This is a genomic window from Streptomyces sp. NBC_01224, assembly GCF_036002945.1.
Taxonomy (GTDB): Bacteria; Actinomycetota; Actinomycetes; order Streptomycetales; family Streptomycetaceae; genus Streptomyces.
Map to the genome: position 1 here is coordinate 5,732,858 of NZ_CP108529.1, position 14,632 is coordinate 5,747,489.

General features: G+C 69.2%; 17 protein-coding genes, 1 tRNA gene, 1 pseudogene and 1 riboswitch. Of the genes and pseudogenes, 12 read left to right on the top strand and 7 right to left on the bottom strand.

Features of this window, described 5'->3' with window-relative positions; all coding sequences use genetic code 11:
- The first annotated feature begins 203 nt into the window (after window positions 1-203).
- From OG609_RS25720 to rdgB, 4 genes are all read left to right on the top strand, one after another.
- Window positions 204-437 (top strand): glucose PTS transporter subunit EIIB, encoded by a 234-nt coding sequence (locus tag OG609_RS25720; RefSeq protein ID WP_014046255.1) that lies wholly within the window; start codon window positions 204-206, stop codon window positions 435-437.
- Window positions 438-557: 120 nt separating this feature from the next.
- Entirely contained in the window at window positions 558-1,295 is a 738-nt protein-coding gene (gene rph / locus OG609_RS25725) for a ribonuclease PH (RefSeq protein WP_327274984.1), read from the top strand.
- 102 nt (window positions 1,296-1,397) lie between these two features.
- Window positions 1,398-1,790, top strand: coding sequence for a hypothetical protein (locus OG609_RS25730; RefSeq protein ID WP_327274985.1), 393 nt, complete (start codon window positions 1,398-1,400; stop codon window positions 1,788-1,790).
- A gap of 21 nt (window positions 1,791-1,811) precedes the next feature.
- Entirely contained in the window at window positions 1,812-2,420 is a 609-nt protein-coding gene (gene rdgB, locus OG609_RS25735) for an RdgB/HAM1 family non-canonical purine NTP pyrophosphatase (protein ID WP_327274986.1), read from the top strand.
- Window positions 2,421-2,474: 54 nt separating this feature from the next.
- Here rdgB and OG609_RS25740 read toward each other — a convergent pair.
- The 3 genes and pseudogenes from OG609_RS25740 to bcp form a co-directional block, all read right to left on the bottom strand.
- Window positions 2,475-2,558, bottom strand: a tRNA-Leu gene (locus OG609_RS25740).
- Window positions 2,559-2,609: 51 nt separating this feature from the next.
- Window positions 2,610-2,756, bottom strand: a pseudogene (locus tag OG609_RS25745) (hypothetical protein); the annotation flags it as partial.
- Between the two features lie 136 nt (window positions 2,757-2,892).
- The gene (bcp, locus tag OG609_RS25750) at window positions 2,893-3,360 is read right to left on the bottom strand and encodes a thioredoxin-dependent thiol peroxidase (protein WP_327274987.1); all 468 of its coding nucleotides are present in this window, start codon (window positions 3,358-3,360) and stop codon (window positions 2,893-2,895) included.
- 128 nt (window positions 3,361-3,488) lie between these two features.
- Here bcp and OG609_RS25755 point away from each other — a divergent pair, with 128 nt between their 5' ends.
- From OG609_RS25755 to OG609_RS25765, 3 genes are all read left to right on the top strand, one after another.
- The gene (locus OG609_RS25755) at window positions 3,489-3,809 is read left to right on the top strand and encodes a DUF3618 domain-containing protein (protein WP_327274988.1); all 321 of its coding nucleotides are present in this window, start codon (window positions 3,489-3,491) and stop codon (window positions 3,807-3,809) included.
- A gap of 61 nt (window positions 3,810-3,870) precedes the next feature.
- Window positions 3,871-4,209 carry a GroES family chaperonin gene (locus OG609_RS25760; protein ID WP_327274989.1) on the top strand — a complete coding sequence of 113 codons (339 nt, stop codon included), beginning with the start codon at window positions 3,871-3,873 and terminating at the stop codon, window positions 4,207-4,209.
- 56 nt (window positions 4,210-4,265) lie between these two features.
- Window positions 4,266-4,330, top strand: a riboswitch (guanidine-III (ykkC-III) riboswitch).
- Between the two features lie 40 nt (window positions 4,331-4,370).
- Entirely contained in the window at window positions 4,371-4,691 is a 321-nt protein-coding gene (locus OG609_RS25765) for a DMT family transporter (RefSeq protein ID WP_093900307.1), read from the top strand.
- Here OG609_RS25765 and OG609_RS25770 read toward each other — a convergent pair.
- The gene (locus OG609_RS25770; protein ID WP_327274990.1) at window positions 4,685-7,096 is read right to left on the bottom strand and encodes a transglycosylase domain-containing protein; all 2,412 of its coding nucleotides are present in this window, start codon (window positions 7,094-7,096) and stop codon (window positions 4,685-4,687) included. The genes OG609_RS25765 and OG609_RS25770 overlap by 7 nt on opposite strands.
- A 170-nt stretch (window positions 7,097-7,266) precedes the next feature.
- On the opposite strand from OG609_RS25770, the gene OG609_RS25775 reads away from it, so the two are divergent.
- From OG609_RS25775 to OG609_RS25790, 4 genes are all read left to right on the top strand, one after another.
- On the top strand, window positions 7,267-8,067 hold the full coding sequence (locus OG609_RS25775; protein WP_327278185.1) for an ABC transporter permease: 801 nt from the start codon (window positions 7,267-7,269) through the stop codon (window positions 8,065-8,067).
- Window positions 8,060-8,941, top strand: a complete 882-nt coding sequence (locus tag OG609_RS25780; RefSeq protein ID WP_327274991.1) for an ABC transporter permease — start codon at window positions 8,060-8,062, stop codon at window positions 8,939-8,941. The genes OG609_RS25775 and OG609_RS25780 overlap by 8 nt, the downstream gene beginning before the upstream one ends.
- Before the next feature lie 44 nt (window positions 8,942-8,985).
- A complete protein-coding gene (locus tag OG609_RS25785; protein WP_327274992.1) occupies window positions 8,986-10,026 on the top strand; it encodes an ABC transporter ATP-binding protein in 1,041 nt (346 codons plus the stop codon).
- A gap of 61 nt (window positions 10,027-10,087) precedes the next feature.
- Window positions 10,088-10,792: a DUF1707 SHOCT-like domain-containing protein gene (locus tag OG609_RS25790; protein ID WP_327274993.1), complete on the top strand. Its 705-nt coding sequence runs from the start codon at window positions 10,088-10,090 to the stop codon at window positions 10,790-10,792.
- Window positions 10,793-10,820: 28 nt separating this feature from the next.
- On the opposite strand, the gene OG609_RS25795 is transcribed toward OG609_RS25790, so the two are convergent.
- Both OG609_RS25795 and OG609_RS25800 read right to left on the bottom strand, forming a co-directional pair.
- Window positions 10,821-11,261, bottom strand: a complete 441-nt coding sequence (locus tag OG609_RS25795) for a hypothetical protein (RefSeq protein ID WP_327274994.1) — start codon at window positions 11,259-11,261, stop codon at window positions 10,821-10,823.
- 62 nt (window positions 11,262-11,323) lie between these two features.
- Window positions 11,324-12,574: an SGNH/GDSL hydrolase family protein gene (locus OG609_RS25800; RefSeq protein ID WP_327274995.1), complete on the bottom strand. Its 1,251-nt coding sequence runs from the start codon at window positions 12,572-12,574 to the stop codon at window positions 11,324-11,326.
- A gap of 146 nt (window positions 12,575-12,720) precedes the next feature.
- On the opposite strand from OG609_RS25800, the gene OG609_RS25805 reads away from it, so the two are divergent.
- Window positions 12,721-14,103: a DUF445 domain-containing protein gene (locus OG609_RS25805; RefSeq protein ID WP_327274996.1), complete on the top strand. Its 1,383-nt coding sequence runs from the start codon at window positions 12,721-12,723 to the stop codon at window positions 14,101-14,103.
- Window positions 14,104-14,279: 176 nt separating this feature from the next.
- On the opposite strand, the gene OG609_RS25810 is transcribed toward OG609_RS25805, so the two are convergent.
- On the bottom strand, window positions 14,280-14,582 hold the full coding sequence (locus OG609_RS25810) for a hypothetical protein (RefSeq protein WP_327274997.1): 303 nt from the start codon (window positions 14,580-14,582) through the stop codon (window positions 14,280-14,282).
- Window positions 14,583-14,632: the final 50 nt, after the last annotated feature.

The following is a 14,632-nucleotide window of genomic DNA, read 5'->3' on the forward strand; positions in this document are numbered from 1 at the left end:
GACGCGTTCGGCGGTCGTTGCACACTGGTGTAGACCAGTTGAGGTACGGTGCGTAACCCGCCTGGAAGACAAGGCACCGGTGATCGTCATCATTGAGGACGGTCCAGTCACTCGCTCGCGAAGCTGGGCCAAACGTGCGTTACGGTGACGAAACGGACCCATGGTGGGCCGTCGCATGCATGTGAACAACCAGGGAGAAGGCCATGGCCAGCAAGGCTGAGAAGATCGTCGCCGGGCTCGGCGGTATCGATAACATCGACGAGATCGAAGGCTGCATCACGCGCCTGCGCACCGAGGTCCACGACCCCAGCAAGGTCGACGAAGCCGCGCTCAAGGCCGCCGGAGCCCACGGTGTCGTCAAGATGGGCACCGCGATCCAGGTCGTCATCGGCACCGACGCCGACCCCATCGCCGCCGACATCGAAGACATGATGTGACCAGCCGCCGCACCCCCTGCTGAGCCCAAGCACTCAGCACCACGCAGGCCCTGCCCACCCGGACGGGGCCTGCGGTGCACCCGAACGGCCGCCACCCCCGCACCCGATAAAGTCGACACCATGTCTCGTATCGACGGCCGCACCCCCGAACAGCTCCGCCCCGTCACCATCGAACGCGGATGGAGCAAGCACGCCGAAGGCTCCGTACTCATCTCCTTCGGCGACACCAAGGTCTTCTGCACCGCCTCCGTCACCGAAGGCGTCCCGCGCTGGCGCAAGGGCAGCGGCGAAGGCTGGGTCACCGCCGAATACTCCATGCTGCCCCGCTCCACCAACACCCGCGGCGACCGCGAATCCGTACGCGGCAAGATCGGCGGCCGCACCCACGAGATCAGCCGCCTCATCGGCCGCTCCCTGCGCGCCGTCGTCGACTACAAGGCCCTCGGCGAGAACACCATCGTCCTCGACTGCGACGTCCTCCAGGCCGACGGCGGCACCCGCACCGCCGCCATCACCGGCGCCTACGTCGCCCTCGCCGACGCCGTCACCTGGGCCCAGCGCAAGAAGCTCGTCAAGCACGGCCGCAAGCCGCTGACCGACACCGTCTCGGCGATCAGCGTCGGCATCGTCGACGGCACCCCCCTCCTCGACCTCTGCTACGAGGAGGACGTCCGCGCCGAGACCGACATGAACGTCGTCTGCACCGGCGACGGCCGCTTCGTCGAGGTCCAGGGCACCGCCGAGGCCACCCCCTTCGACCGCAAGGAACTGGGCGCCCTCCTCGACCTCGCCACCGTCGGCTGCGCAGACCTCACCGCTTTCCAGAACGAGGCCCTGGCCCGCACGCTGAGCGAGTAAAGAAGCAACCAAATACGCACCACAACGCGTCGTTACGAACACGGGCGCACGGGTCGAACCGTGCGCCCGTCCGCGTATCCGCACCTGGGGAGGAACCGCACCATGGCCGAGGCCACCCGCCACCGCCGCATCACCGTCGCGCTGACCCTGACCGCCCTCACCCTCACCGCGACAGCCGGCTGCGGGGCCGTCGACAAGGCACTCGACTGCGTCCGCACCGCAGACGCCATCGCCACCAGCGTCGACAACCTCCAACAGGCCGTCTCCAACGCCTCGGACGACCCCACCCAGGCATCCGAAGCCCTCGACGAGATCGAGAAGGAACTCGGCAACCTCGGCGACAAGACCGACAACGCCGACCTCGGCAAGGCCGTCGACGACCTGCAGTCCGGCGTCGGCAACGTCCGCGACTCCATCGACAAGGGCGACGCCACCCCCGACATCACCCCGGTCACCGACGCCGCCAAGGAGATAGGCAAGGTCTGCACGCCCTGACCACCCTCGATACTGGGTGACATGACCCGCCTCATCCTCGCCACCCGCAACGCCGGGAAGATCACCGAACTCCACGCGATCCTCGCCGACGCAGGCCTCGACCACGAGCTCGTCGGCGCGGACGCGTACCCCCACATTCCCGACGTCAAGGAAACCGGCGTCACCTTCGCCGAGAACGCCCTCCTCAAGGCCCACGCCCTCGCGAAGGCCACCGGCCACCCCGCCATCGCCGACGACTCCGGCCTGTGCGTGGACGTACTCGGCGGCGCCCCCGGCATCTTCTCCGCCCGCTGGGCCGGCACCCACGGCGACGACCGGGCCAACCTGGACCTGCTCCTGGCCCAGCTCTCCGACATCGACAATCCTCACCGCGGCGCCCACTTCGCCTGCGCGGCAGCCCTGGCCCTCCCCGACGGCACGGAACGCGTGGTCGAGGGCCGCCTGCTGGGCACCTTGCGCCACACCCCGTCCGGCACGAACGGCTTCGGCTACGACCCGATCCTCCAGCCGGACGGCGAAACCCGCACCTGCGCGGAACTGACCCCGGCGGAGAAGAACGCGATCAGCCACCGCGGCAAGGCGTTCCGGGCACTGGTGCCGGTGGTGCGGGAGCTGTTGAGCCAGGTGTAACGGGTACGAGAACGGCCTGCGAACCAAGTTCCTTGATTCGCAGGCCGTTTACTGTGCGGCGGAAGGGATTCGAACCCTCAAGCCGTTTCACGGGCCACAGATCCTAAGTCTGCTGTGTCGCCATTGCACCACCGCCGCCAGCCGTCAGACATGCTACCGGGGTGTGCCTGCGGGCCGGCAGGTACGGGGTCAGAACCTCGGATCCGGCGTCTGGGCCGCGGCCAGTTCTGCCGCCTCCGCATGTGTCTCCACCGATGGCGGGGTGCCGGCCAGGGGCTTCTGGGCGGTCTCCTTCATGCAGGCCACGGCGATCACGCCGACCAGGGCCGCCGCCATGACCGGGTCCCTTCCTCGGGTGGGTGGTCCAGGAAGGCTTCTGCGCGGTCAGGGCGGCTGCAGACCAGGTCGCTGGCCGAATGGGATGTCCCTCACATCTTCTCGGCCATCCGAGGCGGTCCTCGACGGGCTCGGGTCAGATCCCGAGGTCCTTGATGATCTTGGCTACGTGGCCGGTGGCCTTGACGTTGTAGAGGGCTCGTTCGACCTTGCCCTCTTCGTCCACGACGATCGTGGAGCGGATGACGCCCGTCACCGTTTTGCCGTAGAGCTTCTTCTCGCCGAAGGCGCCGTATGCCTCAAGGGTCTCCTTGGTGGGGTCGCCGACCAGGGTGACCTCGAGGTTTTCCTTCTCGCGGAACTTGGCGAGCTTCTCGGGCTTGTCGGGGGAGACGCCGATGACGTCGTATCCGGCGCCGGCGAGCAGGTCCAGGTTGTCGGTGAAGTCGCAGGCCTGCTTGGTGCAGCCGGGGGTGAGGGCGGCCGGGTAGAAGTAGACGATGACCTTGCGGCCCTTGTGGTCGGCGAGCGAGATCTCGTTGCCGTCGGCGTCGGGGAGGGTGAAGGCGGGGGCGGTGTCGCCGGGCTGGAGTCGCTCGCTCATGGTTCTCCTCAGGTGGCACGTGGGGTGTACGGGACCGAGCGTAATGGGGGTGCCGCCGGGTACGTGGGCAGTCGAGCTGACAGACTGTCGATGAAGGTTTACCGGACGAGGACCACGGAGGCGGCGCAGTGTCGGATGCCAGGACCCCTGCGCAGATCGAGGCGGACATCATCAGCAGGCGTGAGCAGCTTGCGGTGGTGCTCGATGAGATCGGGGTGCGGGTGCACCCGAAGACGATCATGGGTGATGCGAAGGCCAAGGCCGCCGAGGCCGTGGACCGGACGGCCGGGCGGGCTTTTGTCGCGGTGAACCGGACGGTGTCGGACGTGAAGGCGCGGTTTGTGTCCGAGGACGGTGCTCCGCGTCTGGAGCGGGTGATTCCGGCGGCGTTGCTCGCGGTGGGTGTCGTGGGTCTGCTCGTGGTGTCGAAGCGGCGGCGGAAGAACTGATGCCGAGGTCCGTGTACCCCGGAGGCGTGCGGAGCTGCGGCGGACAGGTAGGTTGCGGGGCGTGAGCGAGAACACCGACGACAAGCTGCCCATCCGCATGCTCCATGACCGTGTGCTGGTCCGGTCCGATGCGCCGGAGGGGGAGCGGCGCTCGGGTGGCGGCATTCTGATTCCGGCGACGGCTGCGGTCGGCCGTCGGCTGGCCTGGGCCGTGGTGGTCGCGGTGGGGCAGAACGTGCGGACGGTGGAGCCGGGCGACCGGGTGCTGTACGACCCCGAGGACCGTGCGGAGGTCGAGGTGCGCGGTGTGGCGTATGTGCTGATGCGCGAGCGGGACCTGCATGCGGTGGCGGCGGACCGGTTCGAGGGGTCGGTGGATTCGACCGGGCTGTATCTGTAGGCGGCAGTAGTGGCGAGTGGGGCCTGGTGACCGGTGTCACCAGGTCCTTTGCATGTTCTTTGCTACGGTGGTGTGACCCCGACGAGACGCGCCGTACCGGGTTCTGCAAAGACGACGCACCCCGTGTTGTTCGCGTTTTCTGTCTCGTCGGAGGTTCCGTCATGGCGTGGGTTCTGCTGGTTGTCGCCGGTCTGCTCGAAGTGGGCTGGTCGATAGGGATGAAGTACACCGAGGGGTTCACCCGGCTGTGGCCGAGTGTGTTCACGGGCCTCGGGATCGTGATGAGCATGGTGTTGCTGTCCCATGCGGCGAAGACGCTGCCGATCGGTACGGCGTACGGCGTGTGGGTCGGGATCGGTGCGGCCGGTGCGGCGGTTCTCGGCATGGTGGTGCTGGGTGAGCCGGTGACCGCCGCCCGGATCTTCTTCGTCTCTCTGCTGCTGGTGGCCGTGGTGGGGCTGAAGGCGACCTCGGGTCACTGACGCGGCGCCGGGGTGCCCTGCGGTGCCGGGGTGGCCGGGGGTGCCGGGGGTGCCGGGGTGCCGCGGGCGCCCGGGAGGAAGTCGTAGCGGTCCCGGTCGCCGTTGTCCCCGCCGCCGTTCTCGGCGCCGCCGATTTCCGTTCCGCCGCCGGTCGGTGTGCCGTTCTCGGCGCCGCCGGTGTCGGGTTCGCTGATCCCGAGGGTCGGCGGGCTGCTGGGCGCGGTACTCCCGGGGTTGCTGGGCGATGTGCTGGAGGGGGGTTCGGACGGCGTTCCGGTGCTGCCGGGGCTGGAGTTCTCCTCGGTGGGCTCGACGGTTTCTTCGGCGCCGCTTTCGAGGCTGAGGTCGAAGTTCTCGACCGTGGTGCCGCGCAGCGCGGCCTCGGTGTACTGGGCCCAGGTCTGGGCGGGCGTGCCGCCGCCGTTGATGCGGGCCAGTCCGAGTGCCCCGTAGAGCGGTTTCTGTGCGCCGGTGTCGGGGTCCTGGCCCATGATGGCGATGACGGTGGTGAGGTCGGGGGTGTAGCCGGCGAACCAGGCCGCTTTGTCCTCTTCGGCGGTGCCGGTCTTGCCCGCGGCGGGGCGGCCGGCGCCCTGGGCGGCGATGCCGGAGCCGCTTTCGACGACGCTCTGGAGGACGGCGGTGGTGGTGTCGGCGGCTTCGCGGCTGACGGCCTGTTGGGTGTTCCTGCCGGGGAGTTCCAGGTCCTCGCCGCCCTTGCTGACCTTGTCGACGAGGGTGTACGCGCCGTGCCTGCCGTGGTTGGCGAGGGTGGCGTACGCCTCGGTCATGTCGAGGACGCTGGCGGTGGCGACGCCGAGCGCGATGGACGGGTAGGGGGTGAGATCGGGGGTGTTCTTGGGGATGCCGAGGTCGATGGCGGTCTGCTTGACCTTGTCGGGGCCGACGTCCTCGGCCATCTGGGCGTAGACGGCGTTGACGGACTTGTCGGTGGCGATGCGGACGGTGATGGGCCCGTAGCTGATGTCGTCCTCGTTGGAGGGGGCGTATCCGGTGGGTCCGTTCGGGCCCTGGACCATGCGTTTGTTGGTGCCGTCGTACACGGTGTTGGGGGTGATGCGCCGGCCGTCCTGGGTGGTGGAGCCATTGGCGACGGCGGATGTGAAGACGAAGGGTTTGAAGGTGGAGCCGACCTGGTAGTCGCGGCGGGTCGCGTTGTTCACGTACTGCTTGGTGTAGTCGACGCCGCCGTACATGGCGACGACCCGGCCGGTGCCGGTGTCGATGGAGGCGCCGCCGACGCGGACGTTGCGGTCGGCCTCGCGCTCCGTGCTCGTCTGGGACATGACGTTGTCGTCGACGGCTTTGACGAGTGCGTTCTGTTTCTTCTTCTCCAGTGTGGTGGTGATCCGGTAGCCGCCGGTGGCCAGGGTGTTCTCGTCGATGACCTCGTTGCCGGTGAGGTAGTCCTCGACGGCCTGGACGATGTAGCCCCGCTGTCCGGAGAGCCCGGTGGGCGGCTTGACCTTGCCGGGTACGGGGAATTCCATGGCGGCGCGTTCGCCGGCGGTGAGCCACTTCTCCTTGACCATGCCGTCGAGTACGTAGTTCCAGCGCGCGAGGACCGCGGACTTGTTCTGCGGGTGGACGACGACGTCGTAGGCGCTGGGGGCGTTGAGCAGGGAGGCGAGGTAGGCGCCCTCGGCGGTGGTGATGTCGCCGATGTCCTTGCCGTAGTAGGCCTGTGCGGCGGCCTGGATGCCGTAGGCGTTGCGGCCGAAGTAGCTGGTGTTGAGGTAGCCCTCGAAGATCTGGTTCTTGGGCTCCTCGCGGTTGAGTTTGACCGCGATGAAGAACTCCTTGATCTTGCGGATGATGGTCTGTTCCTGGCCGAGGTAGTAGTTCTTGACGTACTGCTGGGTGATGGTCGAGCCGCCCTGTTTGCCCTTGCCGGCGAGGGTGTTCCAGGCGGCGCGGACCATGGCTGTGAGGTCGACGGCCCGTTCGGAGTAGAAGTCGCGGTCCTCGGCGGCGAGGACCGCGTGCTGGACGTTGAGCGGGACCTGGGCGAGCTTGACGTTCTCCCGGTTGATTTCGCCGGAGCGGGCGATGACGCTGCCGTCCTTGTAGAGGTAGACGTTGGACTGCGCGGTGGCGCTGGCGTTGGCGGGCGGGATGTCGACGAGCTGGTATCCGGCGATGAAGCCGCCGACCAGGAGCAGGGCGAGGACGAAAACGGCGCCGAGGACCATCCGCCAGGTGGGGACGGCGCGGCGCCAGCCGGTGCGCTTGGGGCGCCCGGGCTTCTTCGCCCGGCCGGCTTCGCCGCCCTGATCTGCGCTGTTGCCGCTGTTGCCGCTGTTGCTGCCGTGGGCGGACGGGTCCCCGGGGGCCCGGCCCCGGGGTTCGTGTTCGCCGTTCGGCTGCTGTGGCTCGTCGCTCATGTCCGTGCAGACTCCTCGGCCGCGGTCAGTTCCCCCATAGTGCCCTTTTCTGTGGAATAAGCCCCGGATCGACCCCTGAAAAGCGGTCGCGGCGGCCGTCTTCGTTGGACTAAGGTTTTGCGCTTTGGTGTCCAACGCTGTTGGGTGCCCGGGCGATGGGGGTGGATGCGGTGCGGCTGTACGCGGTGGTGGCGGCGGGTGGGTTCCGGCGCTATGCCACTTACCGGACCGCGACGGCGGCGGGAGTGTTCACCAACACCGTCTTCGGTTTCATCATGGCGTACACCTATGTGGCGCTGTGGGACGAGCGTCCGCAGCTCGGCGGCTACGACATGCCCCAGGCGCTCACCTATGTGTGGCTGGGGCAGGCGCTGCTGATGACCTGCGCCATGATGGGTGGCGGTTTCGAGGACGAGCTGATCGAGCGGATCCGTACAGGCGATGTCGCGGTGGATCTCTACCGGCCGGTGGACCTCCAACTGTGGTGGCTGGCAGGCGACTTGGGTCGGGCGACGTTCCATCTGCTGGGCCGCGGCATCGTGCCGATGCTGCTGGGCTCGCTCGCCTTCGATCTGGCACTGCCCGCCTCGCCGGGGGTCTGGCTGGCCTTCCTCGTCTCGGTGGCGCTCGGTGTCGTGGTCAGTTTCGCGATTCGCTATCTGGTGGCGCTCTCCGCGTTCTGGCTGCTGGACGGGGCGGGGGTGTCGCAGATGACGGCCCTGGCCGGGATGTTCTTCTCCGGGATGCTGCTGCCGCTGACGCTGTTTCCCGGGGTGCTGGGCGACGTGGCGCGGGTGCTGCCGTGGTCGTCGCTGCTCCAGGTGCCGGCCGATGTGCTGCTCGGCAAGAGCACGGGGTGGGGGCTGGTGGAGGCGTACGCCTTCCAGGGCGGCTGGGCGCTGACGCTGCTGTTGGTAGGGCGGTTGGTGCAGTCGGTGGCGACGAGGAGGGTGGTGGTTCAGGGTGGCTGAGACGGCCGGTGCGGTGAAGGTGGCCGAGGCGGCGGACACACCCGAGGTGGTGTTCGTCGAGCGGTCGAGGCTCGTCGAGGGGGTCCGGGCGTACGGGCTGATCGCGACGATGTGGCTGCGCTCGACGATGGCGTACCGCGCCTCGTTCGCGATGACGGCGTTCGGGAACTTCGCGGTGACCGCCTTCGACTTCGTCGCGATCCTGCTGATGTTCCAGCACGTGGATGCGCTGGGCGGATACACGTTGCCGGAGATCGCGCTGCTGTACGGGGCCTCGGGTACCGCGTTCGGTCTCGCCGACCTGGTGATGGGCTCGATGGACCGGCTGGGGCGGCGGGTGCGCGACGGCACGCTGGACACGCTGCTGGTACGGCCGGTGCCGGTGCTTGCCCAGGTCGCGGCGGACCGGTTCGCGCTGCGCAGGATGGGGCGGATCACCCAGGGGGTGCTGGTCCTGGGGTACGCGCTGGTGACGCTGGACATCGGGTGGACACCGCTGAAGGTGGCGATGCTTCCGCTGATGCTGCTCAGCGGGGCGGCGATCTTCGCGGCGGTGTTCGTGGCCGGGGCGGCGTTCCAGTTCGTCGCGCAGGACGCCTCCGAGGTGCAGAACTCCTTCACGTACGGCGGGAACACGCTGCTCCAGTACCCGCCGTCGATCTTCGCGAAGGATCTGGTGCGCGGGGTCACGTTCGTGGTGCCGCTGGCCTTCGTGAACTGGCTGCCCGCGCTGTATGTGCTGGGCCGGGACTATCCGCTGGGTCTGCCGGACTGGGTGGCGTTCCTGCCTCCGGTGGTGGCGGGCCTGTGCTGGCTGCTCGCGGGCCTGGCCTGGCGCTCGGGTCTGCGCGCGTACCGCAGTACAGGCAGTTGACGAAAACATCGGGCAGGGCGAGGGCAAGGGCGAGGGCATCGGACATGAACGCAGAAACCGGCACCGGCACCGACACCGACACCGGCACCGACACGGACATCGGCAAGGGTGAAGACACCGACTTCATCGAGCTCGACAACGTCGAAAAGGTCTTCGACGTGCGCCGCAAGACCGGCTTCATGCGCAGTGAACGCCGCCAGGTGCGAGCGGTCGACTCCATCAGCTTCCGCGTCGCGCGCGGCGAGATGGTCGGCTACATCGGCCCGAACGGTGCCGGGAAGTCGACCACGATCAAGATGCTGACCGGCATCCTCACCCCGAGCGGCGGCCGGCTGCGGGTGGCGGGCATCGACCCGTCCAGGGAGCGGACGAGGCTGGCTCACCGTATCGGTGTGGTGTTCGGCCAGCGCACCACGCTCTGGTGGGACCTGCCGCTGCGCGACTCGTACCGGCTGATGCACCGGATGTACCGGATTCCCGACGCCCGCTACCGCGAGAATCTGGACCGTTGCATCGAACTCCTCGATCTGGGCGAGCTGTTGGACGTACCCGTACGGCAGCTGTCGCTCGGGCAGCGGATGCGCGGGGACATCGCGGCGGCGCTGCTGCACGATCCCGAGGTGCTGTACCTGGACGAGCCGACGATCGGCCTGGACGTCGTCTCCAAGGCCAAGGTCCGTGGATTCCTGCGGGACCTGAATGCCGAACGCGGCACGACCGTGCTGCTCACCACGCACGATCTGACGGACATCGAGCAGCTCTGCAAGCGTGTGATGGTGATCGACCACGGCCGTCTGATGTACGACGGGGCGCTCGCCGGACTGCATGAGGTGGGCGAGAGCGAGCGGATGCTGGTGGTCGACCTGGAGCGTCAGCTCCCGCCGATCCGGCTGGAGTCTGCGCCTTCGGTCCGTACGGTGAAGGTGGAGGGGCCGCGTCAGTGGCTGGCCTTCCCGGCCTCGGAGTCGGCCGCACCGCTGGTCGCCCGGATCGCGGCGGACTACCCGCTGGTCGACCTGTCGGTGCGGGAGCCCGACATCGAGGCCGTGATCGCGAAGATGTACGCGTCGGCCGGCGGCATGTAGATCGGTGACGGGAGCGTACGCGTTCAATAGGCTGCGCGGTATGACAAGTGACCTTCCGGAAATGCGTGCTTCCGATGCCGAGCGCGAGCGAGTCGCCGAGACCCTGCGCGAGGCGGTGGCCGAGGGCCGGCTGGAGATGGAAGAGTTCGAGCACCGGCTCGAAGCGACCTACAAGGCGCGTACGCATGGGGAGTTGGAACCGCTCGTCCGAGACCTTCCGGCACCGGGCACCCAGTTGGACCCGGTGGGCCCCGCCCCGGCTCCGGCGGCGACCGGTTCGGCCGTGCGGTGGGCGGACCGTATCGGCAAGCCCGCCACGTCGCGCGGCGCGTTCGCGGTCTGGGGAGGGTTCGGCCGCCGGGGAAACTGGACGGTGGGCCGGAAGTTCACCGCGTTCACGATGTGGGGCGGTGGCGAGATCGATCTGCGCGAGGCGAACTTCGAGGACCGTGAGGTGGTCATCCGCTGCTTCACGATCATGGGTGGTATGCGCGTGACGGTCCCGCCGGAGCTGAATGCCGAGGTCAGGGGCATCGGCATCATGGGCGGCTTCGGCGAGCGCTCGAAGGACGCGGGAGCTGCGTCGCCGGATTCCCCGCGGGTGCGGATCACCGGGTTCGCGCTGATGGGCGGAGTCGGCGTGGAGCGCAAGCGGAGCAAGGCGCAGAAGCAGCGGCTGAGGGACGCGGAACGGGCGCGGGAGCTGGACCGGGAGCGCGGGCGCGAGCGGGGGCGGCTGGAGAAGGGTGAGGGAGACCGCTACTAGGACTCTTCCGATCGCGCCGACTCTGCCGCTACCAGGCGGGGCGCAGATCCTGAGGCTCTGTGAACAGGTCCTCGCGTTCGGCTTCGGCTCCGCCCGCCAGCCAGAGGTACCCCGGGCTCGGCGGGAACTCATCGGTCGGCGGCGCCGCGCTGTGGTAGCGCTGGGTGTCCGGTAGGGGCACCTCGGCCAGTGTGCCGTCCCGCATCGTCCACAGGCCGAAGACATCGTCCTCCTCGTCGTGGATCAGCACCTGCACTTGCCGGGGATCGGGCCACGGTAGCGACTCCAGATGCCTCAGCAGACCGGTGCGGGGCTTCATGTGGTCGAACTCGATGACCCACCCTCCTGCGAACAGGTCGAGCGCCCGGAACGTGCCACACCAACTGCGTGACTCGTCGGGGAGGGTCAGTGGTTCCATGACCTCGTCGGCGTACAACGCCAGCACAATGACCTGTGCGATTCTGCTCATGGCAGAGTATGACGGCACGCCGCGCAGGGGTGACAAGCGGTTTTGGCGCGGGTGTCCCGCCGTCAGAACTGGTCGGAGACGGGCCGGTCGTGTTGCAGGGCCGGCAGGTCGACCAGTGAGCCCAGCCGCTGGTAGCCCGTGTCGTTCAGGTGGAGATGATCGCCGCAGTCGTAGGCGGGCCGCAGCCGGGCCGGGTGGTACGGGTCGCGGGCCGCCTTGTCGAAGTCGATGACCGAGTCGAAGATCCCGCCGGCCCGGATCAGCTCGTTGACCTGCTCCCGTACGGCGTTTTGCGCGGGTGTCCAGGTGCGGAACCCCTCGTACGGCATCAGCGTCGCCCCGACGACCCGCAGCCCGCGTGCGTGGGCGCGCCGGGTCATGGACCGCAGCGCGTCCGCGATGCGCTGCGGGTCGGTCTCCTGCGGGAACTGCTGCACATCGTTGATGCCGAGCGCGATGACGACCGTCTTCACCCCGGCGACGTCCAGTACGTCGCGGTCGAAGCGGGCGCTCGCCCGTACGCCGCGGCCGTCGTGCAGGATGCGGTTGCCCGCGATGCCGGCGTTGACCACTCCGTACCGGCCGCGCAGCCGGTCGGCGAGCACGTCGGGCCAGCGGCTGTTCGTGTCGAGGGTGGAGCCGGTGCCCGCGGTGAGCGAGTCGCCGATCACCGCGATCGTTCCGGCGGCGGTCTCGTTGTGTACGTCGACGGCGGTGAGGTAGCGCCAGTCGGTGGTGCGCCAGGTGCCCCGCCCGTCCTCCACGTACGACGTCTGGTGGGTGCCCGGGTGGATGGTGACGGGGCCCTCGGCGGTGGGGGTGCGCAGGGTGACGACGAGATCGGCGTCGGCGGCGACCGGGACGAGGACCGGGTCGCTGACGATCTGTCCGCCCGCGGCGACGGTCGCGGCGGCGACGCCCCGGAAGGTCACGGGGCGGGTGTTGACCGTGGCCCGGTCCACGACCAGCGGGTGAGTGCCGAAGAGGTTGGAGAGGGTGATGCGGGCCGCGTCGCCGCCGATGCTGGTGTGCACGACATTACGGATGGTGCGCCGGGTCAGGTCGCTGCCGTTGTGCGTGTCGATCACCCCGGTGGTGGGGGCCGCCGCCCAGGTGCCGAGCCAGAGGCCGGTGGAGTGGGCCGGTGCGGCGGGCGTACGGGCCACGGACCGCGGGTCGGGTGCGGCGACCTGCTGCGACCGGGTGCCGGAGCCGGAGAAGAGCAGGGAGCCGGCGAACGCCACGCCGGCGGCGAGCGCGGCGGTGCCCGCCACGAGGGCGATGTGCAGGGCGTACCCCTGGCGCCTGGGCATGGACGGTGTGTCTCCTCGTGGTTAATCGGACTGATCCCATGATGGGGCAAGGTGTCGGGAACTCGGCGTGCGGCTCGGGAGTAGGTCAGGTAGGGACAATGCGTACGGGACACCGGGGGCGATGCGTACGCGGACGGGTGGAGCGGATGGAACGGATCGATGGGACCGGACCCGGGGAACAGGGTGCGGGGCGGCCGGAGCGTGCCCGGGAGCAGGTGGCGGGCGCGGCCCGTCCCGCGCCCGGCGGCCGCCCGGCCCCCCTCGCCTCGTTCGCGTACACCGCAGCCGACGAGGAGAAGCGTCGCGGTGTACGCCGGATGAAGACCACGGCCACGGGCCTCCTTCTGCTGGTCGCGCTCGTGTACGTCCTCGCCACCTGGGCGAAGAACGTGGGTGTGGGCGGCTGGCCGGGCTTCGTCGCCGCGGCCGCCGAGGCGGGGATGGTGGGTGCGCTGGCCGACTGGTTCGCCGTCACGGCGCTGTTCAAGCGTCCGCTCGGCCTGCCGATCCCGCACACCGCCATCATCCCCACCAAAAAAGACCAGCTGGGAGCCTCCTTGGGTTCCTTCGTCGGCGAGAATTTTCTCTCCGGCGATGTCGTACGCAGCCGCATCCACGCCCTGGGTGTCGGTGGCCGGCTCGGTGCCTGGCTGGCCGAGCCGGATCACGCCGACCGGGTGACCGCCGAGCTGTCGACCGCGCTGCGCGGCGCGCTGACGGTGCTGCGGGACTCCGATGTGCAGGCCGTGGTGGGTGAGGCGATCACCCGGCGGGCCAATGCGGCGGAGATCGGTCCCGGCCTCGGCAAGATGCTGGAGAAGATCGTCGCGGACGGCGGCCACCGCAGGATGGTGGACCTGATCTGTGTGCGCGCCCACGACTGGCTGGTGCTGCACAGCGATTCCGTGATGGACGCGGTGCAGGGCGGGGCACCGGGCTGGACGCCGCGGTTCGTCGACAAGCGGGTGGGGGAGCGGGTCTACAAGGAACTGCTGCGCTTCATCACGGAGATGCGGGACATGCCGGGGCACCCGGCGCGCGGTTCGATCGACACGTTCCTGACGGACTTCGCGGCCGACCTCCAGACGGACTCGGACACCCGGGCACGGGTGGAGCGGCTGAAGTCGGAGATCCTGGGGCGCGGCGAGGTCCAGGAGGTCATCGCATCGGCCTGGTCGTCGGTGCGCACGATGATGATCGCGGCTGCGGACGACGAGCAGAGCGAGCTGCGGCTGCGCGCGCGGGCCTCACTGCTGACGTTCGGCGCGCGGCTGGCGACGGACGGGCGGATGCAGGCCAAGCTGGAGGGCTGGCTGGAGGACGCGGCGGTCTATGTCGTCACGACGTACCGCGCGGAGATCACGTCGCTGATCAGTGACACGGTCGCGAGCTGGGACGCGGACCAGACATCGAAGAAGATCGAGGCGCACATCGGCCGTGACCTGCAGTTCATCCGGATCAACGGCACGGTGGTGGGTGCGCTGGCGGGGCTGCTGATCTATACGGTGTCGCGGGCACTGGGGGCGTAGGGCCCGGGGTTCCGGCTCGTCGGAGCCTTGAGGGTTCCGGGCGCGTACCCGTCCTGTCGTACGGATACGCACCCGGCTTACGCGGGGGAGTGCCCTTGAATACGCACATGGTCCCGCCCGCGTTCAACGCATCCGGCAGATGATCAGCGGCTGATCACCGGCAATCCGTACGCGATTCAGGCGGCCCGGCGGGTGACCGCCCACGACGCGGCGGCCACGCCGCCCGCCACGGCGAAGACGGCGGGCCAGGCGCCGACCTTCTTGGCCAGCGGATGAGAACCGGCGAACGCGGCGACATACGCGGTGGTCAGCCCGACGGCCGCGCGCGGCCCGGCCTGCCGGTTCCACTCGTACGCGGCGACGCTGCCCGCGGCGGCGAGGGCGACTCCGCCCAGCGGCCGCTTCTTGGTCCACCGTGCGACGGCGTACCCGCCGACCAGCCCGCTCGCCGCCACCGCCGCTGCCGGAACCTTCGCCATCGCAGCCACCTTCGCCTTCTTGTCTGAGTTGTCCGGACCCGGAGCCCGGG